We start from the raw sequence: 20,653 nt of genomic DNA, 5'->3' as shown, positions 1-20,653 counted from the left end.
CCGGCACGGGGCGTCCGATTCCGATTTTACCGGTCGCCGCCGTCGGTCTCGAGGACCGCCGCCCAATCGAACCCGATCCCTTCGTGGACGACGAACTCAAAGGCGTTGATCAGGTAGTGTGCGACGACGACGACCAGAAAGCTCCCGGTAAGAACGAACGCCGCCGCCAGTACGAATCCGAGCGCGCCCGTCACGATCACGCCGACCGATCCCTGCATGCCGTGGCCGAGACCGAACGCGATCGAGGAAACGACTGCCAGGAACCACGGCGAGATATTAAAGCCGGCTTCGAAAACGCCGATCAGCGCCGCTCGAAAGAGCAACTCCTCGAAGACGGCGATGACCGGAAGAACGAACCCGAGGAGCACGGCCCACTCGCCGACCGAGTCCGGCCCGAGCAACTCGCGAAGCTCCTCGTCGTGGTCGAATCCGATCCAGGTCGAAATCGCGGCTCCGATCTCGTTGGCGACGTACAGCGCGATTCCAAGTCCCGTTCCGATCACGAGTCCCGTGATGAGATATGACTGTGAAAACTCGAGGCCGAGCGCTTCGGCCGGAATCCCGGTGTAGATCGCGGCTCCGATCAACACGACCGCGAACACTCCCTGCGAGAGCGCGACGTTGGCCAGTAACATTTCCGTGGACATCTCGGCGGGGACCGGACTGGTGGGCTCGTCTCGAGTCGAGTTGGGGCGAACCGAATCGGAGTCGGGAACGTCGGACTGACTGTCCGCGTTCGAGCCGGAAACGAAATCGGCTTCGGATGGGTACCGGGCGGTTTCCGTCTCTGCTAGCGAGGAGTCGAGTGCGTTCTCGTCTTTCTCAGCTTCGCGTCCGTGCCGGTCGATCGCAGTCCGATCGTCGGTGACCGCTTCTGATTCGGCCTCCGTTATGAACGGATCCGCGTCCGAATCGTCGGTCTTGGGTGCCCCTCCCGATGTGGATCCGTCCGATCGATCGGCCGACTCCGCGGTCCGTGAAAACGCAGACTGCGTGAGGTGAGAAAGAACCAGTAACAACACGAGGACGACGACCGTAATAGCCGCGAACGCCGTCCAGTTCGGCATCTATTGCGGGCTCGGGTTCGAACCGCCGGTCTGGGAGACCTGCTGATCGAACGCCGATTCGGTGATCTGCTTGAGTCGGTTCAGCAGCGAGTCCTTCTCGGGCTGACCGATCAACGCGACCTCGAGGACCTCGCTGATGTTCGAACACGGGATGATCTCGATCATTTCCTCGTATTCGTCCTCGATCATCACGTCCTGTTCGTTCGTTTCGGGGATGATGACCTTGTCACAGCCAGCTTTCGCAGCGGCTTCGATCTTGTGAGTTACGCCGCCGACCGGGAGGACGTCGCCTCGGACCGAGAGCGAGCCGGTCATCGCGACCGTCTGGTCGATCGGGATGTCCTCCAGGGCGGAGATGACGGCGGTCGCCACCGTAATCGAGGCGGAGTCGCCGTCGACGCCCTGCTGGCCGGCCTGGACGAACTGGATGTGAACGTCCTTTTCCGAAAGGTTCACGTCGGAGAACTTCTTGATGATCGCCGAGACGTTCTGGACCGATTCCTCGGCCATCTCCTTTAGCTGGCCGGTCGCAATGACCTGGCCCGGGCCCTGTGCGGGCGCAATCTCAGCCATCACCGGAAGCATGATACCCGAGTCTTCGCCCATCACGGCGAGCCCGTTGACGCGTCCTTCGACGCCGTCGTCGGTGACCTGCAGTTCGTAGTCCTTGCGCCGTTCGATGTAGTCGTCGGCGAGCTGTTGCTCGATCGAGCGCGAGCGGTCCTTGGCCTGCAAGACGTCGTCGCGGTTCGTGAACTCGCGGTCGTCCGCTCGAGCGATGTCGCCTGCGACGCGGACGAGTCCGCCGAGTTCACGCATAAGCAAGGAGAGGTGTTCCTTGCGCCCTGCGCGGCGTTTGGCCTCGAGGATGACCTCCTTTGCGGCTTCGGGCTCGAAGTGCGGAAGCCGGCCGTCGCGTTCGATCTCCTGGGCGATGAACCGGACGTACTTCCGGCGCATTTCGGGAGTCTCCTCGATGGTGTCGTCCATGTACACCTCGTATCCATATCCCTTGATACGGGAACGGAGCGCGGGGTGCATGTTCTCCATCGCGTCCATGTTACCCGCGGCGACCATGACGAAGTCACAGGGGACTGGTTCGGTCTGGACCATCGCACCCGAGGATCGTTCGGACTGGCCCGTGATCGCGAACTCGCCCTCCTGAATCGCCGTCATCAGCTTCTGCTGGGTGCGGACGTCGAGCGTGTTGATCTCGTCGACGAACAGCACGCCCTTGTTCGACTTGTGGATCCCGCCGGGTTCCACGCGGTCGTGGCTCGGGGTCTCCATCCCGCCGGACTGGAACGGGTCGTGACGGACATCGCCGAGCAGTGCACCGGCGTGGGCACCCGTCGCGTCCTCGAACGGTGCCGTTCGCTGGTCGCTGTGGTCGACGATCATGTTCGGCACCATCGCGTCCGTGCCGCGGGAGGTGTACCGGAAGAAGAACCAGATGACGACGGCTGCGATCACACCGAGCAACAGGCTCGTCTGGCTAATGATGGTGTAGCCGATGATGATCGCGATGATGATCCACATCAGGATCGATCGCATCTGGTTGCGCTTTCGAGCCTCCTCTTTGTGGGCGTCGATGATCTGTTCTCCCTTCCCAGCGGGAACCGTCCGGACTTTCGGCTCGTTGCCGTCGTCGGGATTGTGATAGACGAGAACGTCTTGAAGGTCCTCTTGAGGCAGTAGCTGGCTCATCGCTTTCGCCAGCATCGACTTCCCGGTCCCGGGCGAGCCGATCATCATCACGTGGCGGCGCTGTTTGGCCGCCTTGATGATGATGTCCCGCGCTTCGTCCTGTCCGATCACTTGATCGACGAGCCTGTCGGGCACCTCTATATCGGCGGTAGAGTCTATCTGGAGGCCGCCGAGCAGGTCGTCGTCTTCGATCGATTCGTCGATTTCGACGCCGGGATCGACGTCGACCGTACTGCCGAGATCCTCGACAGTTTCGATGTCGTCGTCCTCGTCCGCCGGCTGTTCGTCGCGCTCGTCTTCGTCATCGCCGAGGCTCGGCCCGTTCGTTTCACTCGCTCGATCACGTTGGTCTTGATTGTCGTTATCAGCGTTGATTCCCTCGTCCGCGGAATCGATGTCGTCGCGGATCTCGTCCCCGTCGACATCCTCGCCGCCCTCCTCGAGCGACTCCTCCGCTCCCTGTTGCTCCTCGGTTGGCGGGTGCAAGGAGGGGTCTTCGGGAGGGTCGTCAACATTCGTGTCGTTACTCATAGAATGCTATTCAGTACCTGTTTCGAAGGGATTGCGACTGATATACTTTCTCCATACGGTAGCTGTCGCAGTCGCCTCGAAGACGGCTTCTATCCGCTGTTTTGACGAAGTTGGGCTGACAACGAACGGTTCCATCGGCTGTCTCAGTATCGTCCTGGCGCGTTTCAGGTCCTCGCAAGCGTTAGGACCCTCACAGACGGCGGGTCTACGTCCGAAACGTCCGCTCGGAGTCGCGACGGAGAGACGCCGGTCGCGAAACCGCCCGTTTCGGGCACTGGCGGCGGCTTCGTACCGCACCCGTCGATCAGTACAAAAATTCTCACGACACCCACGCGACGAGAACCGTCCAAACTCGCCACGCTTAAGCAAGGCGGCCTGTCACTATTGGTCATGACCCGGGGGTTCTATATCGGGCGGTTTCAGCCGTTTCACAACGGCCACTACAACATGGTCAAACGGATCGCCGAGGACGTCGACGAACTCGTTCTCGGCATCGGGAGCGCCGGCGATTCGCACTCGACGCGAAACCCGTTCACTGCGGGTGAACGCATTATGATGATCACGAAATCCCTCGTGGAGTTCGACCTCGTGACCTACGCGGTCCCGATCGAGGACCTCGACCGAAACTCCGTCTGGGTGAGTCACGTCCAGAGTATGAGCCCGGATTTCGACATCGCGTACTCGAACAACCCGCTCGTCATCCAGCTCTTCGAGGAGGCCGGCGTCGACGTCCGCCAGTCGCCGATGTTCAATCGGGAGGTCCTTGAGGGAACCGAAGTCCGCGAACGGATGATCGACGACGAAGACTGGGAACGGCTGGTTCCCGACCCCGTCGTTGAGGTCGTCGACGAAGCGAACGGGATCGAACGGCTGCAGATGGTCAGCGACTCCGATTCGAACGGGCACTGACTTTCGAGTATGATAACGCTCGCATCCGATTTCGGCTCGCCGTATCCAGCAGCGATGAAAGGCGTCCTCTACCAGCGAACGGATACCCGCCTCGTCGATATCGCCCACGATTTTCCCCGCGGAGACATCCGAACGGCCGCCTTCTGGCTTCGAGAAACCCTTCCGTACTATCCGCCGGCGACGCATCTCGTGGTCGTCGATCCGGGCGTTGGAACCGACCGTCGTGCGATCGTCCTCCGTGCCGGCGAGCACGCACTCGTCGGCCCGGACAACGGCGTCTTGCTTCCACCCGCTCGAGCGCTTGCGAACGCCACCGAGGGGCCGCTCGAGGCGTTCGAAATCGACGGGTCGGCAACCGAGAGCGACCTGCTCGAGATCCCGCACACGCCGGAATCGACGGACGAAAGACCCGCGAGCGGTCGAAGTACGACGTTTCACGGACGAGACATCTTTGCTCCGGCCGCCGCGGCGGTTCACGAGACGCCACCGGATCGGCTCGGATCTCTCGAGGGGCTAACACCGATCGACTCGATCGATTCGCTCGTCGATTACGAACTCCCGACCGCGGCTATCGATTCCGATCCGCCACGAGCGCGCGGCGAAGTACTCGTCGTCGATGACTTCGGCAACGTCATCACGAACGTTCCCGGCGAGTTCATCGCTGATCGAGAGTCGATCGATGCGAACGGCGAGCGCGTCCCCGTCGGAACCACGTTCGCCTCCGTTCGCGCCGGCGAGCAACTCGTGACCGTCGGCAGTCATGGCTACGTTGAACTCGACGTCAACGACGGGCGCGGCGACGACGCGTACGATCTCGGGAGCGGCGACGGAGTACTGCTCGAGCCCTGACGCCCAGACCCACTACACTTCTCGCAGCCACTCCGATTGGTTCACACCACGCTGATGAGGTCTCACGACGAGCGGCGAAAAACGGAGGCTTGGGGCTATCCCGGTTTCGAACCGGCCCCGAAGAAACCCGGTTAAGCGGCTTCCTCCACCGGAATTTCGGCGACGTCTTCGACCTTGTTCTGCGGATCGATGATGATTTCGCCGTCCGATTTCACCGTGACGTCGCAGTGGGAAAACGAGAACGAGACGGCCCCGTCTCCGATGCGGGGTTCGTCACCGCGCCAGTGGACGAAAATCGCGTTCAACGCGTCCGGATCGATACACTCACCCAGCGCATCCAGATCTTCGGGCTCGACGCCGAACACTGACGAAACCGTGACGAGCAACGCCGTACTCACCGGTTCAAATTCGTCGTCGTCACACCACGTGTGATAGGTTCCGCGAGTATCGTCGTAGTAAACCACTTGACCAGTTGCTTCACCGACCTTTCGTAGTCGATCCGGCGGCGAATTCCCCGACATGACCGGGATGATTTCGGGTGTGAACACTTAACAATGCTGGCCGCTTCGAAAAGGAAACGCGGTATCAGTCGTTCTCACTGTACTCGAGGGCTGTGTGCAAGAGCCCGTCCTACTCAGCCGAGATGACGTCGTCGATGCGAGCGATCATGGTCGCCGCTTCGGTCGCACTCTCGACGGCTTCACGCTTGACGTCGGCCGGATCGACGACGCCGTGCTCGAGTGGGTCGCCGATCGTAACGTCTTCGTTGTCGGTGATCAGGCCCGCGCGTCCGTCGGATTCGTGGACGGCCCGCAGATCGACGAGGGAGTCGATCGGATCCTGTCCCGTGTTCGCAGCCAATGTTCGGGGAATGATGTCGATCGCGTCCGCGAACGACGTGACTGCGAGCTGTTTGCGGCCTTCGATGCTGGCCGCTTCCGAGCGGACCTTGTCGGCAATCGCGATCTCGGTCGCTCCTGCGCCGGGGACGACTTCGCCGGAATCGAGCGCCGTCGAGACGACATCGAGGGCATCGCCGATGGTGCGCTCGAGTTCGTTGACGACGTGTTTGGTGCCGCCGCGGACGAAGACGGTAACCGATTCGGCGGCCGCGCCGCCTTCGATGAACGCGAGGTCGTCGTCGCCGTAGGTCTTCGTCTGGATGTGCTCGGCGTGGCCGAAGTCGGCTTCCTCGAGGTCCTCGAGCGAGCCGACGCGGCTGACACCCGTTGCGGATGCGACGTCTCGAGCGTCGGAGCTGCCGAGATTCTCGAAGAGAAGGACCCCTTCGCTCGCGATCTTGGCGGCGACGCGGTCGTCGACACCGTCGGTCGTGAACACGACGTCTACGCCGCTGTCGACGATCGTTTCGGCGTAGCCGTCGAGTTCGCCTTCTTCCGCGTCGATCGCCGCATTGAGCTGGTCGATCGAGTCGATTGCGTACTCGGCATCGACCTCACCGGTCCGGAGCTCAAGTTCGACGTCGAGGAGTGCGATCGACGCGTCTTCGACATCGGTCGGCATCTCGTCGTGGGCAGGTTCTTCGTCGATGACGATCCCCGAGACGAGCTCCGTCGCGTTCGAGGAGGCACCGACCTGCGTGTGAACGGAGACGTTATCGCGTGCAACGCCGTCGTCCGTATCGACGTGACGGATGGTTTCGACGACGGTTTTGGCCAGCTCTTCGGTCGTCAGACCGCCGGTTCCTTTGCCGGTCATGCTCGACTCGGCAACCTGTCTGAGAATGTCGTCGTCGACATCCACTTCGCTTACCTGCTCGTCGATCGCCTCGAGTGCGATTCGGGCGGCTTCGTGATACCCTTCGACGATGGTCGTGGCGTGAACGTCCTGTTCGATGAGGTCCTCGGCTTCGCCGAGCAGGTTGCCGGCGAGCACGGACGCGGTCGTCGTTCCGTCGCCGACCTCGTCCTCCTGGGACTCGGCGACTTCGACGATCATCTGTGCGGCCGGATGCTCGATATCCATCTCGTTCAAGATGGTCGCGCCGTCGTTGGTGATGACGACGTCGCCGCTCGAACCGACGAGCATCTTATCCATACCTCGAGGACCGAGTGTCGTCCGTACTGACTCGGCGACCGCTTTGCCGGCCATAATGTTCGACGACTGGGCATCGCGGCCCTGCGTTCGCTGACTGTCCTCGCTCAAAACAAACATCGGCTGTCCGCCCATGCGTCGCTGTTGTGCCATAGTTGAATCCTCACTAACTATGTCATCAGCACTTCTATATAACCTTTTCCCTCCTACCTCGGTTCCCTCTGGCGATTGGTCGTGCGAGGGACAGTCACAGGGCGAACGCCGTCTTCCGATAGGGAAATATGGGATGATCGACAACAAGTGGCTGGGATGCTGGAGCTGGAACACGGGTTTCGGATCGTCGACGTCTACACGAGACTGACGCCCGTCACCGGAACGAGTGGGGGAACCCCGAGCCTGTCGCCCGACCGACTCGAGCGAGAGATGCACCAGGCCGGAATCACGAGAGCGGTCGTCTTCCCGCGGGCGACGCCGGAGACGAGTTACGTGGCCGCGAACAACGGCGTCGCGCGCAGGAGCGTCGACAGGCCGTTCGTCGCGTTCGCACGCATCAACGGCTCCGAACGGAGGGGATCGACGCCCGCAAATCGGCTTCGAAACGTCGTCTCTGGCCGCAAGGAGTTTCATACGACCCCCGAGGACGTCGAACAGTACGCCTACGACGATCGATTCCACGGATTCGTCCTCGATCCGCGAGTCGACGGCTACCCCGATGAGACCGTTCTCGACGTTCTCGAGGATGTCGGACACCCGATCATCATCTGCGGCGGAAAAGACGCCCCGCCGACCCGACTCGCCGAGACGTTCCTCGAGCGGTCGATTCCCGTTATCGTCTCTCACTTCGGCGGCCACCCGCTCGACCGCGACCTGATGAACGAGATGATCGATCTCCTCGATACGTACGACGACTGTTATCTCGAGACCAGCTTCGTCAGGTATCGAGACGTGCTCGAGCGCGCGCTGCTCGAACACCCGGATCGAGTCCTGTTCGGGAGCGGTGCGCCCGACTGTCACCCCGACGTGGCGGTGATGGAAATCCTCACGCTCGACGTTCCGGAGGATAAGCTCTGGCGCGCGTTTTCGAAAAACGCCTGTCGCGTGATCGAATCGCTCGCACCGGATCACGACTGACCGGGCGACCGTTCGAACGGACGGTTACTCAGACTCGCGTCGGTCGTACACCTGCACTGCGCGGTCGTGTCTCACCGAAACGCCGTTCGGATTTCGGCGCATCGACCGGTCGGCGTATCGGGCCCGAACACCGTCGGCGAATCCGCTCGCGAGATTTTTCGTCACCGAAAGACCGTCACTGAGCCAACCCGTCGGCGTCGTTTCGCCGGAAATAATGGTCCGAATAGCCGAGATGCCGTCTCGAATTGCACTGCCGCCGATTCGTCCGACGACGGTCGGTCGGGGCCCGTAGTTCTTCGCCAGTCGGTAGGCCAGGGATCGATACATCGCTCCCCAGTCCGGTTCTGGCCGACCCCCGTCCGTTTCGACGTCGTAGCGGGTGGCCATCTCCCCGTTCCGGGTCACGTCGAACCCGAGCGCGCTCACCCGGTGGGCGCAGTCTCGAGAGCCGTCGACGGACAGGTACTCGTCGAAGCCGTCCAACGCCTCGAGCACCGTCGAATCGAACGCGACGTTATCGCAATCGAACGGCGTTACGGTCTGGCCGACGATCGTTCGCGGCTGTCTCGATTCCGAATCGACAAGACCCGACACCGGTCCGGTGACGATATCGGCGCTCGCTTTCATCGCGTTCTCGATCGCGTCGTACCATCCCTGGTCGATAACGTATCTCCCGTCGAGAAACGCCACGACATCGCTCGAGGCGGTCTCGAAACCGACATTTCGAGAGACGTTGGTGTTCCGTTCCGATATCTCGACGAGGACATCGACATCGCCCCGTTGGCGGACGACGCCGGTCGTTCCGTCCGAGGAAGGGCCGTTAACGACGATGATTTCGGTCGTCGACGGCGTGCGCTCGGCGAGCGCGTCGAGACTAGAGAGCAGTTGCTCCCGGTCGTTGAGCGTCGAGACGACTACCGAGAGCTCCATACGAATATGTAGACTCTCCCGACAGTAAAAATAGACTGGGGTTCTTCTCTCGCCAATCAGTCAGAGAGTAATCAGTTAGTGCCCGGTTCTCATCTGACGCGAGTATTCCAGTAGGAAACCGAAGCGAGATGATCGGTGAGTGCAAGCCCTCCGATCATCGTGTCGAGACTCCGGATCGGGGACGCAAGCGCGTTCGGAATCGATCGGTAGAAGCCGTACGGAACGATGAAGTCGTCCTCGACGTCCTCGAGTTTTAGTTCGGTTTTGGCCAGCAAGACGCTCACCTCGCTTTTCGAGTACAGTCGCGATCCCATCGGGAGCGCCCAGTTGTAGATACTCCGCGAAGAGAACCGGTTGAACGTATCGAAGACGATCTGGTCGCGCGACACGCGGCGCATCTCGCGTAGGAATCCCTCGGGGTCGTCCGCGAGGTGGAAAAATCGCATCGCGATGACCGTATCGAAGTGGTCGTCCGGAAACGGCAGTCGTCCTGCGTCGCCTCGGAGAAACTCGAGGTTCTCCGAGACGTTCGCTTGCTTTGCTTTCTGGCGTCCACGCTGCAACATCGCAGCCGAAATATCGAGTCCCACGACGTTCGCACCTTGTGCTGCGAGCATCACGGTGAATCGCCCGGTACCACAGGCGATTTCGAGTACGTCTTTATCCTCGAGGGGGGTAATCGCCTCGAGTACGGCTTCTTTCTCACGCTGGTCGATTAGTTCGCCACCCTGAGAGAACCGTTTATCGTCGTACTCCTCGGCGACATCGTCGGCCTGGTACCACTCCTGTCCTTTCACACTGGAAGAAACTACAGGCGTCGGAGGATAAAACGATACTGGAAGCCGATGAGCAACGGCCTCGAGACTGATTTCGTCCGTTCGGCGACGAACGGCGGTGATAACACCGCAATTGCGCTCTCGCAGACTCGGGTCCGAGGGACGATGGCGTCGTCGTAGCGGCTATCGGATGCCGGCAACGGCCTTCGTCGCCGAACGGAGAGCGCTGACTCGAGGGACAGATTGCTTCCGACCAGTCGAACAATCGGCTTCTTCGCTCCACTCGAGCAATTGCCATCCACCGAGTAGCCGCCCGCGACGCGCTCGGACGGCTTCTCACGGCTACTGACCCGTAATCACGCGATCGGGCCGAATGCGAACGATCACTCGAGAACTGTCTTCGTCGTCGTGATACGGATACTCCTCGCGGTCCATGTATCGCTGTGCGAGGCTGTCGATGTGTTCGACCGCGCCCTCGGTCGTCAGTTCCTCGACTTCTCCCCGGATCGAAACGTACCGATACGGATCTTCCGGATCCGTAATCGAGAGGCCCACTTTCGGATTCTTCGAGACGTTTTCTGCTTTTTGTCGACTTCGAACGGTGTTGACCAGGATGTAGCCGTCGTCGTCGGCGTCGATCCAGACGGGGGTCACCTGCGGCGTTCCGTCGGGCATAATCGTCGAGAAGTGCGCGATACTCTCTCGCTCGAGCAAATCTGCGTACTCGGCTGGAACGGATTCCATACTGGGTGCGACGATTGCCAACGGGAAGAGCGGTTCGCAAAACGAATATATATGCTACTTATACACCTATTACAAACTGGATTATTCGTATTCCCATATAGGGAAGCTTTACCATCGTCCATTCGCTGGGGATGGTATGAGCATGAGTACGGCTGACGAACAGGCCGCCGCCGCCGAAGACTCACTGACCGAAACCGAATACCGCGACCGCCTTCGTGACTTGCCGCCGAGTGCAAAGCTCGTCGCGAAAGTTCTCGAGACCGATTCGCCGCTTTCCCAGGGCCAACTCGCCGAGGAATCGCTCCTTCCCGACCGAACCGTTCGCTACGCGCTCAATCGTCTGGAGGACGTCGAACTCGTCGAATCTCGATACAGCTTCCGCGACGCGCGCAAACAAGTTTATTACCTGAACCACTGAGTCACCTACCTGAACCACTGAGTCGCGATCGATGTCGCGACTGCGACTTCGACCCGCATTCGGTGCCGGTGGGGTAACGCGCCGGGGAACGCGTCGTTCCCAGCGCCGGCTGAATACCGTCGTTCGGCTAGTTTTCGTTCGGAGCAGTTCGCTTGAGAGAGGTCAGTAGTTCGCTCGAGAGAGGTCAGTAGTTCGCACCGATCACCAGTCGTCTCGTTCTCGACGGAGTACGATGCACAGCAGTTTCCCAGCGCGAGTACCATAGCCGGCTTCCATCCGCGAGCGCAACCGGTCGCGAGCGTGTCATAGGACATAATGAACGGATCGAACACAGACGCAAAAACCACCTGTTTGCACCGTTCGTTTTGATGGAGTCTGGCGGATTACTGGAGCGCCCGAGATCCCGCTGAGTGCGTCGCTTCGGTTTGACGGGAACAGGGTTATTTTCATCGGCCGACTGGGCTCGTCCATGAACTCCAGGGAGCCGAACGCTCTCGTTACGTCCGCTGTCGACACCCTTCCAATGAATTTCGCTATTCTGGACGAGGAGGGAACGATCTTGCACACGAATCGTACGTGGCGGGAGTTCGGGGAGGCGAACGATATCGAGCTTCGGCCAAGCACTATTGGCCTCAATTATCTCGAGGTAACTGCCCAGTCCGAGTCGGAGACCGCACGGGCGGTCGTCGCCGGCTTATCTGAACTTCTCGAGGGCGACCGAGAGCTATTCGAGTTCGAGTATCCCTGCCATTCACCCGACACGAAGCGCTGGTTCCTCATGCGAGCGGCGTCGTTTACCCACGGAGAGCAGAAATACGTCGCCGTCGCACACTTCGATATCACGGAACGACACGAATATCAGCGACGATTAGAGCAATCGAACGAACGACTCGAGCAGTTCGCTCACTCCGTTTCTCACGATCTTCAGGAGCCGTTGCGAATGGTCTCGAGTTACTTGCAGCTACTGGAGCAACGGTACGGGGACGAACTCGACGAAGACGCAGAAGAATTCATCGAGTACGCTGTCGATGGGGCCGACCGAATGGAGTCGATGATCGAGGGACTCCTCACGTTTTCACGAATCGACGCGCAAGGAGACACCTTCGAACCGGTCAATCTGGAGGAAATCATCGATGAGGTGTTAGCAAATCTCGAGATGCGAATCGAAGAAACGGCCGCCGAAATCACCGTCGAATCGCTCCCGACAGTCTGGGGTGACCCCAATCAACTCCGTCTCGTTTTCCAGAACCTGCTGGATAACGCGATCCAGTACAGCGGCGATGAGTCGCCTCGAATCACGATCTCGAGCGAGCGGGAGGGCGAAGAGTGGATTCTTTCGGTCAGCGACGAGGGGATCGGCATCGATCGCGAGGACGAAGAGCGCGTTTTCGAAATGTTCCAACGGCTTCACAGCCACGAGGAATACGTCGGAAGCGGGATCGGACTCACGCTCTGTCGGCGTATCGTCGAGCGCCACGGCGTTCGAGCGAGCGAAGCGAACTCGAGCTCGGCAGGCTCGCGAAGCGAGTCTGCCGGCGGCGAGATATGGATCGATTCGGCTCCGGGCGATGGAACGACGATTTTGTTCACGTTATCGGCTGTGGACGGCTCCGAGGGCTGATTTCCGTGTCGGTCGACTGATCCGCGCCAGCCGACTCCTTCCCCGTTTTTCGACTAATCGGCTCGTGGCCGAACGAACTTCCGGTTCGCAGTTCCGATACGCATTTTTCGCCTCGAGCGAATCACCTCCCATGGACGTCACTCGCTGTTCCGTTCCCGTCGAGACCGCCGCGCCGGGTGGCGAGACGAACGCGTATCTCATCGGGACCGACCCGGCGGTGCTCGTCGATCCCGCCGGTCGAACCGACGAACTCGACGAACTGGTCGAAGCCCGCGGCGTTGAGCACATCGTGCTCACCCACACGCACCCGGACCACGTCGGCGGCGTCGACGCGTACGCCGCCCGAACTGACGCCACGCTCTGGGCCCACCGCGGTCATGTCGATCGATTTCGTTCGGCGACGGGACGGGAGCCGGACCGGCTGCTGTGGCCGGGATCGGAAATTTCGATCGGGGACGAGTCGGGTCGAACCGAGACGATTACCGTGCTCGACACGCCCGGCCACGCCAGAGATCACGTCGCGCTCGTCGTGGGCGAGAGCGGGCTGATCCTCTGTGGCGACTGTGCGATACGGGACGGAAGCGTCGTCGTCGGTGCCCCCGAAGGCGAAATGCGCGCGTACATGAGCACGCTCAGACGCCTCTGGGCGATCGACCCGCCCGAACTGTTGCCCGGCCACGGCCCGGTTATCGACCAGCCTCGAGAGGCCCTCGAACGGCTCCTCGAGCACCGACGGCGGCGAGAACGGCGAGTCCGTGAGGCCGTCGACGCGGGGGCCGAGACGCTCGAGGAGATCCTCGAGACCGCCTACGAGAAGGATCTTACCGGGGTCCGGGAACTGGCTCGAGCGACCGTCCGGGCCCACCTCGAGAAACTCGCGGTCGAAGGGAGGATCGTCTGGGACGGCGAACGAGCAAGTCCATCGGAGCCGTAGTTCATCCCCCAATAACCGAGGGGCTTTCCTCTGCGGCCGCCGACAGGCGACTCACTTTTCCGCTTCGGCGACCAGGATGAGGTGTGCAGTCTCTCGAAGCGGAACTCGAGCAAGCCCGCGACCTTTCGGTGAGCGAGCTCGCGGACGCGATCGAATCGATCGGGTTCGAGTGTACGCGCTGTGGCGCGTGTTGTACCGCCGAATCCGGTGTTGATGGTGGCGACCCCGAGATGGACGGCGACGACAGCGCCACAACGGTCGAAGACGACATCGCCGGCGAAGCCCACACGGCGACGGTGTTTCCCGACGAAGTCAGAACCCTTCGCGATCGCTCGAGTGACGACGGGTCTCTCAGCGACGAACCGCGAGAGTCGGCGACCAACGGAGAGGCGGTTGACAAAGAGGCGGTTGACGAGACGGCGGCTGACGGAGCGACAGCAGCCGACGAGCACGTCGACGAGTGGCGAGACGTTGCTCGACCGATGCCGTACGGACTCCGTGAAGGCGACGACGGCGACCTCGAGGGCGAAACGTTCGAGTGGGCGTTACAAACGACCGCCTGTGGCGACTGTGTCTTCTACGAGGAAGACGAGAAGGGAGTCGGCGGCTGCCTCGCCCACGAGGATCGACCCCTGATCTGTCGAACCTATCCGTTCAGCGTCGCACTCGCGGGGACCAGTCAGCCGATGGGGGAGGCCGTCGACAAAGAAGGACTCGTACGCGCCCACGAGTGCGAAGGGCTAGGTCGTGACATCTCCCGTGCGGACGCGAAGGAGCTTGCCGACGCCCTGAAGGAACGGGCCGTGCGAGAACTCGAGGAGGCGATTGCCGTCCGTGACAACTACGATCCGGCTTCGGCCGACACGGCGAACGTCGTCGTTCACGACTCAGAAGGTGCAAAACGGATAGACGGAACGCCGATCGAGGAGTAAGTTCTTTCCCGTTTTCGCGGATACAGTCCTTCTCGAGTGCCTTTCAACGGTCTCGAGAATTGAGCGCGTTCGGACGAGAGATCACCAAAGATATTATTCGGCTCCCCGAACGCAGACGCATGGATCTCGACTGGGACGGAATCTGCCATATTACGAAGGTCGATCCGGCGAAAACCCTGCCGTCCGATCTCGGCGTTCTCGAGGGGACGGATCTCGTGATGATCGGCGGCTCCGACGACGTCACCGAAGCGAATTCGCTCGAGGCGATTCGGGCGATCACGGAGGCGATTCCGTCGGTCCCGGTCTTTCAGGAACCGTACGATTCGAATCAAGTCTCGAAAGAGACGATGGAGCTCGCCGATTACCTCTCCGTCCCGGCCGTCTACAACGGCGATTGGGACCATTTCGTGGGAAAGCACGTCGAACTCTTCACTGAGGTCGCAGAGAAATCAAACGAAGTGCTCGGCAGTAGCGTGCCACTGGTCGGTGGGTTGGTCGAATCGAAAGGCGTCGACAGGGTTTCCGAACTCGTGACGAACGTCATCGGCGAGGGCTACGTCGTCCAACACCTCGACTCCGCCGCGGCCGCGGTTTCCGGCGTCGATTCCGTCTACACGCCGAAAGAAGTCGCCGGTGCCGCGCTCGCGACCGAAACGTTCTACGGCTTTCCGATCTTCTACATCGAATATTCGGGCACCTATGGCGGCCCCGAAGACGTCGAAGCCGCCTCGAAGTACCTCGAGGAGACGACGTTGCTCTATGGCGGCGGAATCGACAGTCGGGAGAAGGCGACCGAAATCCTTGAGGCCGGTGCGGACGCCATCGTCGTCGGTGATTGTTTTCACGAGGATCCGTCGACATATCTCGAGACGATTCCGGAGCGCTAGTCTCAGCCGGTCGATCGAGGTTCGAGGCCTTCAGCTGACGATATATCGAGTTTTCGACGCGTTCGACTGCAACTGCTTCGGACCCAGTTCTTCGGACCGAGAAAGAGAGACGATACTCCGATTTCCACCCATCACCGGATGTATCGCTCGTCCGCGAGGGGGTCGATTTCCTCGGCGGATTAGAACGTCTCTTCGATAACTTCGCCGACCGCGAAGTTCGACTTGACTTCGCTGACTTCGACCTTGACGCGTTCCCCGACGTCGGCGCCGGGAACGATAATAACGTAGCCGCGTTCGACGCGAGCGATTCCGTCCCCTTGCTTGCCGATGTCCTCGATTTCGACGTATCGAGTTTCGCCGACATCGACCGGTGGCTGCGGTTCGGACGGCGGGCTCGATCGTTCTGCCGTGACGGATGTCTCTTCAGTCGCCTCGTCTCGCGAAATCAGCGCGACCTTGTAGATATCCCCCGGTTCGACGTCGCCGGTCTCTACTTCCTGGCGTGGTACTTCGATAACGTATCGATCCTCCTCTTCCGAAACATCTGTACTGAACAGACACAGGAGTTTTTCAGATATTTCCACAGTTAGACCCTCACGTTTCTGTCTGAATCGCATGCATAATAGAACTACCGACAGAACGCTCGCGTTTTCGGGCGTGTGGACGGCGATTTCGGACTGTGACTGGATCGGACGGATCGTCAAATCGCCAGCCCACGGAGGGGTTGTGAGTTAATCGCTCCCAACGCGTGGCGTCGGACGATTCGTCGAGGCGATGACGTGCGAATAAGTAACATCCCGTTCGATTCGGTCTCCCCTCCACAATTCAGTCCGCTCGGTTTGGCGAATTCGCCGTCGCGAACCGCGTCAGATCCGCGTCTACACCGGCGTCGGCGTCGGCGACGGATCCGTAGGGCCGATTGACCACGATGTCGCCCGCGCGACTCGAGCCAATTCCCGGAATCGCCTCGAGTTCGTCCATCGAGGCGCTGTTGATGTCGAGCGGGTAGGGAACGCCGGAGACCGACCGATAGCCGTGATCGACGACGGCGACGTCGAGCGTTCGGCCCAACTCCAGTTCTCCGGGGATGCCGACGAGAAGCGGGTATGTTCCGAGCTGGCGACCGAACGTCGTCCCGTCCTGGTGGTACTCGAGGTGGATGTCCGGGAGAACGGTCCCCTTCGGGGCGACGCGCCCGAGCATCGGGTTGTCGATCTCCTCTCGGACCTGTTTCTTGTAGCGTTTGAACAGGTCCTTGTGCTCGTTTGCGATCGTCGCCCCGGTATCGGACATCTCGGTTCCGTCGAAGGACATGACTTGCCGGATGTTAATCCGGCGAAGCATGAGTCCCTCGTCGTAGACGCGTTTGAGAAACTCGAGGTTTCGTTCGTAGGTCTCCTCGCGTTCGGCTTTGAGTCCGTGCAGAAGGTTGATTCCGGGGAGAAGCTTCGGTAAGCGGGTCGGCGAATCGCCGCCCACTCGGTCGATTTCCGAGCGGTCCTCGGGTCGCCAGCCCGCCTCCTCGTTGACGATCTTGACCGCCTCAAAACACTCTTCGGCGCTAACGTTGAGGTTGTTCTCCTCCTGAACGAGCGGGTCGGCAGACTCGAGTCCGAACGCGGCCGTATCGCCCGGCGTGTTGTGCTCGGCGATGATCCGAATCCCCTCCCGACTCTGCTCGGGCCACTCGACGATCGTGATGGGATTCATATTGTCGAGGTGAAGCGTCTCGAGGTCGGGTGCGACCTCGCGGATCCCGCTGTAGAGCTGACGGAGCGCATCCGGGTTCGGGGCTTCGCCGTCGCCGCCGTAGGCGAGGATGTCGGCCTGCCGTCCGATTCGGAAGTGCTTGACGCCGTGGTTCGAGAGCGCGTCGACCTCGCCGACCACAGTGGGCGCCGGCCGGAACGTCGGGTTTCCGTAGAGCGGTTCGGTACAGAACGAACACCGGTAGGCACAGCCGCGAGAGGTCTCGAGTTCGCAGATGAGGTGCTCGGGATGGTTCGGATGCTGTTCGACGACGAACGCGCCCTCCTGGGCCCACCGCGTGACTTCGTCCACGTCGCGCATCCTGTTGTTGAATCCCTCGAGACCGCTCTCGACGAGATCGTAGACGGCCGCCTCGACGTCGCCCTTCGCGACGAAGTCGAAGTCGAGATCCTGACGTTCGGTTTCGGTCGCGCCGGCGTTTTCCTCGCCGACGCCGAACTTGACGGGGCCACCCATCAGCGTCGTCCCGCTCGCCGTCCAGGCGAGCTTTCGGACTTCGTCCGGTTCCGCAGGGGTCCCGCCGACGTACTTGCCGGGAACGGTCATCCCGCCGAGGTAGACCAGCAGATCGGCCTCGTCGACGTCCTGCCACCGATCGGGCTCGTCGCGAAGTCCGTCGATCGTGTGGTACGTAATCTGCTCGCGCGGGACGCCGGCGTCGACCAGCGCGCCCGCCGCGTAGCGCGGATACGTCGAGATGTACGGTGGGACCCCGAAGTGTGCGGGCTCGTCGACGTAGCCGTCGACGATCGTGACCGAGAGTGTTTCGGGGTCTGTCATGGCACAGTGGTAGCGTCTCGAGGCCTAAAACGGTGACTACACGACTCGAGTGTGGGGCTTCGGACCCGCGTCCACCTCCCTTGGTTCACACCCGCCCTCTCGGCCCGCATCGTCCCTCTCGAGCGACTCCGGGACCCAACCGTTCATAATCGTTCTCGCACTACTGTGGTGTATGCCACCGACTGAAGAGATCAAGTGCACCGACGACGACTGCTTTCTCGACCTGTTCGAGAACCACTACACCTACGACGTTCCCGAGAATCACGACGTTTCGGCGCTTTCGTGTCCGGTCTGTGCGGGCACCGACTGTCTCGAGGTCGTCGAACTCTAGCTATCGGACTCCGGAGCTCCGATCGTCTCTCCTCAACGAAACCTCTCACCGAGACTCTTCGGTGAACTCGCGAAATCGTTGCCGTCGGCGATTATACTCACTAACACCCCGACTGCGGGTCGGCTTCGTCAGACGTTATTTTCCATTCAGCAAAACCAATATCAACGAGCGTCTCCTAGGACCTCTCGTGGGTATGTACGCTAGTCAGTCCCTGCGTGTGGTCTCCGCTACAGGTGGTCCGGTGTGGCATTGAAAGATTTCGGCGGCTCGGTCGGAAACGTGTTGTACCGACAGATCGGCCGCATCAGTAGTTACACCCAACGAAAGCGCTCGTTACGGTCCGATATTCTCGAGAACGAGACGTCGTATCTCGTCGTCTTCGATGCGCCGGGTGCCGAAGCCGAAGAGCTACAGGTTCGGTATCTCGACGGCACCGTCAACGTTCAGATCGATCGGTTTCGACAGTTCCACGACGGATTCCGAATGCGCTTTCCCGGCCGCTCGATGTCGCTCGAGGGCGATGCCGAACTTCCCGACGACGCGATCGTCGAACCCGATGCGGGTACGGCGAGACTAACGGAGGTCGGTACGCTCAACGTCGAAATACCCAAAGACGGAACCGGAGAGGGAGCGGGAGAGTATTCGGAAGACGTCGCGGTCAGCGATTCCGACGGTGCGGCAGAAGACGTCCCGGTCGACGACGCCGAGGGCATCGAAGGCGGCGAACCCGGAGCCGACGAGATCACCATCGACGACTGATACTGCCGGCTGTACGTCGTTCACAATTCTTGTCGCCCCGAGGTGCGAGAATCTTCATAGAGGGACAGCCGGCTGTATGAGGTCCTACAACTCGTTTTCAACCGATCCGTCGCTTCGTTCCGACCGTTCTGCCGTTAGGAATCGACGTTCATCCCTTCGACGATATCGAACGACTCGTCTCCGTCGAATCGGGTCGGATCGAATCGCTCAAGTCCGCCCTCGCCGAGCACCTTCGACGCGAGGCGTTCGCCGATCGCCGGTGCCCGCATAAAGCCGTGGCCCTGGAACCCGGTCGCGACGAACATCCCCTCCCGCAGTTCGCCGACGAGCGGATCTCGATCCGGCGTTGCAGTACAGAGGCCGGCCCACGATCGATCGATCTCGAAATCGATCGCCCCGAGTCGGTCGCCGACCCGTTCGCGGAGATCCTCGACGAACTGCGGTGAGGCCGTCTGGTCGTACTCGTCGGGATCCGCCTCCGTCGGTTCGGTGCCGTTACCCACGAGGATTCCATCCGCGTGGGGCCGTAGATAGAAGCCGTCGGTCGCGTCGTAACACATCGGCTCCTCGAAGTCACCGCTCGCAACGAGCGCTTGCACGCGGTACGGTTTCATCGCGATCGAAACACCGGCCTCGGCGAGCAGTCGCTTCGTGTGTGCGCCCGCGGCGACGACGACGGCGTCGACTTCGCGCTCGCCTCGAGCCGTCCCCGATCCGTCGCGGGTTACGATGCGAGGTGGTTCCGCCTTCACGCCGACCGGCGTGTTCGCCTCGAGAGTTGCACCGGCGCCGGTCGCGGCGGCCGCGAGACAGGCCGTGTACTGGGCGGGGTCGGTGTACCCCGCCGCACCCGCCACGGCGGCGACCGCCACGTCGTCGCTCCGAAGGGCCGGAAAGCGCTCGCCGAGTTCCTCGCCGTCCATCTCGAGGGCGACGATGCCGTTGCGTTGCATTCGATCGACTTGCTCTCGGATCGCGTCCGCCCGCTCGTCGTCGCCGTCTCGAGCGAGCCAGACGTAGGGACACTCGACGAACGGGAAGGTGTCGTCGCCTGAAAACGCGCGAAAGCGCTCTATCGAGTCGCCCGCGATGTCGGCGTCGAGCGAGTCCGCGAACGCGTCGTAACAGAGTCCCGCCGCCCGTCCACTCGCGCCGCTTGCGACCTCGCCGCTGTCGTACAGCGTGACGTCTGCGCCCCGGCGTGCCAGGTCGTACGCCGCCGTCGAGCCGACGGCTCCGGCCCCGACGACGGCGACCTCGAGTCCCGCGCCGTCCTCGTCGAACGCGTCGGCACCGATCGCGAGCTCCGCGTCGGTGGCTGACTCGCTCACGGCAGATCACCGTCGATCACCGTCGATCACCGTCAGTCACCGTCGATCACCGTCGTTACTCGAGGTCCAGGCGCTCGAGAAATCTCTCCGCGAGGAGTCCATCGAGAGACGGGAGGGCGGTCGTGTCATATCGACCACTCGGCGTCGGAGGTCCTTATTATGCCGGGATGGCCGTCAAAGTCAGAACGGTT

21 protein-coding genes are annotated in these 20,653 nt (G+C 61.4%); 10 read left to right on the top strand and 11 right to left on the bottom strand.

Annotated features, from left to right (window positions below; genetic code table 11):
- Positions 1 to 26 precede the first annotated feature (26 nt).
- Together ACYQ14_RS06260 and lonB are read right to left on the bottom strand one after the other, a co-directional pair.
- Entirely contained in the window at positions 27 to 1,067 is a 1,041-nt protein-coding gene (locus ACYQ14_RS06260; protein WP_459886039.1) for a CPBP family intramembrane glutamic endopeptidase, read from the bottom strand.
- Positions 1,068 to 3,305, bottom strand: a complete 2,238-nt coding sequence (gene lonB, locus ACYQ14_RS06255) for an ATP-dependent protease LonB (protein ID WP_459886036.1) — start codon at positions 3,303 to 3,305, stop codon at positions 1,068 to 1,070.
- 390 nt (positions 3,306 to 3,695) lie between these two features.
- Between lonB and ACYQ14_RS06250 the strand changes: the two genes are divergently transcribed.
- A complete protein-coding gene (locus tag ACYQ14_RS06250) occupies positions 3,696 to 4,214 on the top strand; it encodes a nicotinamide-nucleotide adenylyltransferase (protein ID WP_283834570.1) in 519 nt (172 codons plus the stop codon).
- A gap of 9 nt (positions 4,215 to 4,223) precedes the next feature.
- Entirely contained in the window at positions 4,224 to 5,063 is an 840-nt protein-coding gene (locus ACYQ14_RS06245) for an SAM hydrolase/SAM-dependent halogenase family protein (protein WP_459886033.1), read from the top strand.
- Between the two features lie 131 nt (positions 5,064 to 5,194).
- Here ACYQ14_RS06245 and ACYQ14_RS06240 read toward each other — a convergent pair whose 3' ends face one another.
- Positions 5,195 to 5,584, bottom strand: coding sequence for a HalOD1 output domain-containing protein (locus ACYQ14_RS06240; RefSeq protein ID WP_459886030.1), 390 nt, complete (start codon positions 5,582 to 5,584; stop codon positions 5,195 to 5,197).
- A gap of 109 nt (positions 5,585 to 5,693) precedes the next feature.
- The gene (thsA, locus tag ACYQ14_RS06235) at positions 5,694 to 7,238 is read right to left on the bottom strand and encodes a thermosome subunit alpha (protein WP_459890001.1); all 1,545 of its coding nucleotides are present in this window, start codon (positions 7,236 to 7,238) and stop codon (positions 5,694 to 5,696) included.
- Positions 7,239 to 7,427: 189 nt separating this feature from the next.
- Here thsA and ACYQ14_RS06230 point away from each other — a divergent pair, with 189 nt between their 5' ends.
- The gene (locus ACYQ14_RS06230) at positions 7,428 to 8,249 is read left to right on the top strand and encodes an amidohydrolase family protein (RefSeq protein ID WP_459886027.1); all 822 of its coding nucleotides are present in this window, start codon (positions 7,428 to 7,430) and stop codon (positions 8,247 to 8,249) included.
- Between the two features lie 24 nt (positions 8,250 to 8,273).
- Here the strand turns inward: ACYQ14_RS06230 and ACYQ14_RS06225 are convergent, their stop codons facing one another.
- From ACYQ14_RS06225 to ACYQ14_RS06215, 3 genes are all read right to left on the bottom strand, one after another.
- The gene (locus tag ACYQ14_RS06225) at positions 8,274 to 9,179 is read right to left on the bottom strand and encodes a glycosyltransferase family 2 protein (protein ID WP_459886024.1); all 906 of its coding nucleotides are present in this window, start codon (positions 9,177 to 9,179) and stop codon (positions 8,274 to 8,276) included.
- An 89-nt stretch (positions 9,180 to 9,268) separates the two neighbouring features.
- Complete coding sequence (locus tag ACYQ14_RS06220) at positions 9,269 to 9,976, bottom strand: class I SAM-dependent methyltransferase (protein ID WP_459886022.1); 708 nt, start codon at positions 9,974 to 9,976, stop codon at positions 9,269 to 9,271.
- A 321-nt stretch (positions 9,977 to 10,297) separates the two neighbouring features.
- Positions 10,298 to 10,699, bottom strand: a complete 402-nt coding sequence (locus ACYQ14_RS06215; RefSeq protein WP_459886019.1) for a PPOX class F420-dependent oxidoreductase — start codon at positions 10,697 to 10,699, stop codon at positions 10,298 to 10,300.
- A 136-nt stretch (positions 10,700 to 10,835) separates the two neighbouring features.
- On the opposite strand from ACYQ14_RS06215, the gene ACYQ14_RS06210 reads away from it, so the two are divergent.
- A complete protein-coding gene (locus ACYQ14_RS06210; protein WP_283834563.1) occupies positions 10,836 to 11,117 on the top strand; it encodes a MarR family transcriptional regulator in 282 nt (93 codons plus the stop codon).
- Positions 11,118 to 11,122: 5 nt separating this feature from the next.
- On the opposite strand, the gene ACYQ14_RS06205 is transcribed toward ACYQ14_RS06210, so the two are convergent.
- Entirely contained in the window at positions 11,123 to 11,431 is a 309-nt protein-coding gene (locus ACYQ14_RS06205) for a hypothetical protein (protein ID WP_459886015.1), read from the bottom strand.
- 155 nt (positions 11,432 to 11,586) lie between these two features.
- On the opposite strand from ACYQ14_RS06205, the gene ACYQ14_RS06200 reads away from it, so the two are divergent.
- The 4 genes from ACYQ14_RS06200 to ACYQ14_RS06185 all read left to right on the top strand — a co-directional run bounded on the left by ACYQ14_RS06200 (position 11,587) and on the right by ACYQ14_RS06185 (position 15,491).
- The gene (locus ACYQ14_RS06200) at positions 11,587 to 12,738 is read left to right on the top strand and encodes a PAS domain-containing sensor histidine kinase (protein ID WP_459886012.1); all 1,152 of its coding nucleotides are present in this window, start codon (positions 11,587 to 11,589) and stop codon (positions 12,736 to 12,738) included.
- A gap of 130 nt (positions 12,739 to 12,868) precedes the next feature.
- The gene (locus tag ACYQ14_RS06195) at positions 12,869 to 13,672 is read left to right on the top strand and encodes an MBL fold metallo-hydrolase (protein WP_459886010.1); all 804 of its coding nucleotides are present in this window, start codon (positions 12,869 to 12,871) and stop codon (positions 13,670 to 13,672) included.
- Positions 13,673 to 13,755: 83 nt separating this feature from the next.
- Positions 13,756 to 14,604: a YkgJ family cysteine cluster protein gene (locus ACYQ14_RS06190; protein ID WP_459886007.1), complete on the top strand. Its 849-nt coding sequence runs from the start codon at positions 13,756 to 13,758 to the stop codon at positions 14,602 to 14,604.
- A 119-nt stretch (positions 14,605 to 14,723) separates the two neighbouring features.
- The gene (locus ACYQ14_RS06185; protein ID WP_459886004.1) at positions 14,724 to 15,491 is read left to right on the top strand and encodes a geranylgeranylglyceryl/heptaprenylglyceryl phosphate synthase; all 768 of its coding nucleotides are present in this window, start codon (positions 14,724 to 14,726) and stop codon (positions 15,489 to 15,491) included.
- 179 nt (positions 15,492 to 15,670) lie between these two features.
- Here the strand turns inward: ACYQ14_RS06185 and ACYQ14_RS06180 are convergent, their stop codons facing one another.
- Positions 15,671 to 16,075: a TRAM domain-containing protein gene (locus tag ACYQ14_RS06180; protein WP_459886001.1), complete on the bottom strand. Its 405-nt coding sequence runs from the start codon at positions 16,073 to 16,075 to the stop codon at positions 15,671 to 15,673.
- 241 nt (positions 16,076 to 16,316) lie between these two features.
- A complete protein-coding gene (locus ACYQ14_RS06175; RefSeq protein ID WP_283834557.1) occupies positions 16,317 to 18,041 on the bottom strand; it encodes a radical SAM protein in 1,725 nt (574 codons plus the stop codon).
- Between the two features lie 172 nt (positions 18,042 to 18,213).
- Between ACYQ14_RS06175 and ACYQ14_RS06170 the strand changes: the two genes are divergently transcribed.
- Both ACYQ14_RS06170 and ACYQ14_RS06165 read left to right on the top strand, forming a co-directional pair.
- Positions 18,214 to 18,372 carry a DUF7559 family protein gene (locus tag ACYQ14_RS06170; protein ID WP_459885998.1) on the top strand — a complete coding sequence of 53 codons (159 nt, stop codon included), beginning with the start codon at positions 18,214 to 18,216 and terminating at the stop codon, positions 18,370 to 18,372.
- Between the two features lie 243 nt (positions 18,373 to 18,615).
- Entirely contained in the window at positions 18,616 to 19,131 is a 516-nt protein-coding gene (locus ACYQ14_RS06165; RefSeq protein ID WP_459885995.1) for an Hsp20 family protein, read from the top strand.
- A 134-nt stretch (positions 19,132 to 19,265) separates the two neighbouring features.
- Here ACYQ14_RS06165 and ACYQ14_RS06160 read toward each other — a convergent pair whose 3' ends face one another.
- Positions 19,266 to 20,462, bottom strand: coding sequence for an NAD(P)/FAD-dependent oxidoreductase (locus ACYQ14_RS06160; protein WP_459885993.1), 1,197 nt, complete (start codon positions 20,460 to 20,462; stop codon positions 19,266 to 19,268).
- Positions 20,463 to 20,653 lie beyond the last annotated feature (191 nt).

This window comes from Halostagnicola bangensis, assembly GCF_054653435.1.
Note: the sequence above shows the minus strand (reverse complement) of the source record. Positions and strands in the feature narration are given on the sequence as shown.

What these genes read in the sequence shown, in the direction of transcription:
- ACYQ14_RS06260 (WP_459886039.1), bottom strand. Translation starts at nt 1,067, where the DNA reads ATGCCGAACTGGACGGCGTTCGCGGCTATTACGGTCGTCGTCCTCGTG.
- lonB (WP_459886036.1), bottom strand. Translation starts at nt 3,305, where the DNA reads ATGAGTAACGACACGAATGTTGACGACCCTCCCGAAGACCCCTCCTTG.
- ACYQ14_RS06250 (WP_283834570.1), top strand. Translation starts at nt 3,696, where the DNA reads ATGACCCGGGGGTTCTATATCGGGCGGTTTCAGCCGTTTCACAACGGC.
- ACYQ14_RS06245 (WP_459886033.1), top strand. Translation starts at nt 4,224, where the DNA reads ATGATAACGCTCGCATCCGATTTCGGCTCGCCGTATCCAGCAGCGATG.
- ACYQ14_RS06240 (WP_459886030.1), bottom strand. Translation starts at nt 5,584, where the DNA reads ATGTCGGGGAATTCGCCGCCGGATCGACTACGAAAGGTCGGTGAAGCA.
- thsA (WP_459890001.1), bottom strand. Translation starts at nt 7,238, where the DNA reads ATGTTTGTTTTGAGCGAGGACAGTCAGCGAACGCAGGGCCGCGATGCC.
- ACYQ14_RS06230 (WP_459886027.1), top strand. Translation starts at nt 7,428, where the DNA reads ATGCTGGAGCTGGAACACGGGTTTCGGATCGTCGACGTCTACACGAGA.
- ACYQ14_RS06225 (WP_459886024.1), bottom strand. Translation starts at nt 9,179, where the DNA reads ATGGAGCTCTCGGTAGTCGTCTCGACGCTCAACGACCGGGAGCAACTG.
- ACYQ14_RS06215 (WP_459886019.1), bottom strand. Translation starts at nt 10,699, where the DNA reads ATGGAATCCGTTCCAGCCGAGTACGCAGATTTGCTCGAGCGAGAGAGT.
- ACYQ14_RS06210 (WP_283834563.1), top strand. Translation starts at nt 10,836, where the DNA reads ATGAGCATGAGTACGGCTGACGAACAGGCCGCCGCCGCCGAAGACTCA.
- ACYQ14_RS06205 (WP_459886015.1), bottom strand. Translation starts at nt 11,431, where the DNA reads ATGTCCTATGACACGCTCGCGACCGGTTGCGCTCGCGGATGGAAGCCG.
- ACYQ14_RS06200 (WP_459886012.1), top strand. Translation starts at nt 11,587, where the DNA reads ATGAACTCCAGGGAGCCGAACGCTCTCGTTACGTCCGCTGTCGACACC.
- ACYQ14_RS06195 (WP_459886010.1), top strand. Translation starts at nt 12,869, where the DNA reads ATGGACGTCACTCGCTGTTCCGTTCCCGTCGAGACCGCCGCGCCGGGT.
- ACYQ14_RS06185 (WP_459886004.1), top strand. Translation starts at nt 14,724, where the DNA reads ATGGATCTCGACTGGGACGGAATCTGCCATATTACGAAGGTCGATCCG.
- ACYQ14_RS06175 (WP_283834557.1), bottom strand. Translation starts at nt 18,041, where the DNA reads ATGACAGACCCCGAAACACTCTCGGTCACGATCGTCGACGGCTACGTC.
- ACYQ14_RS06170 (WP_459885998.1), top strand. Translation starts at nt 18,214, where the DNA reads ATGCCACCGACTGAAGAGATCAAGTGCACCGACGACGACTGCTTTCTC.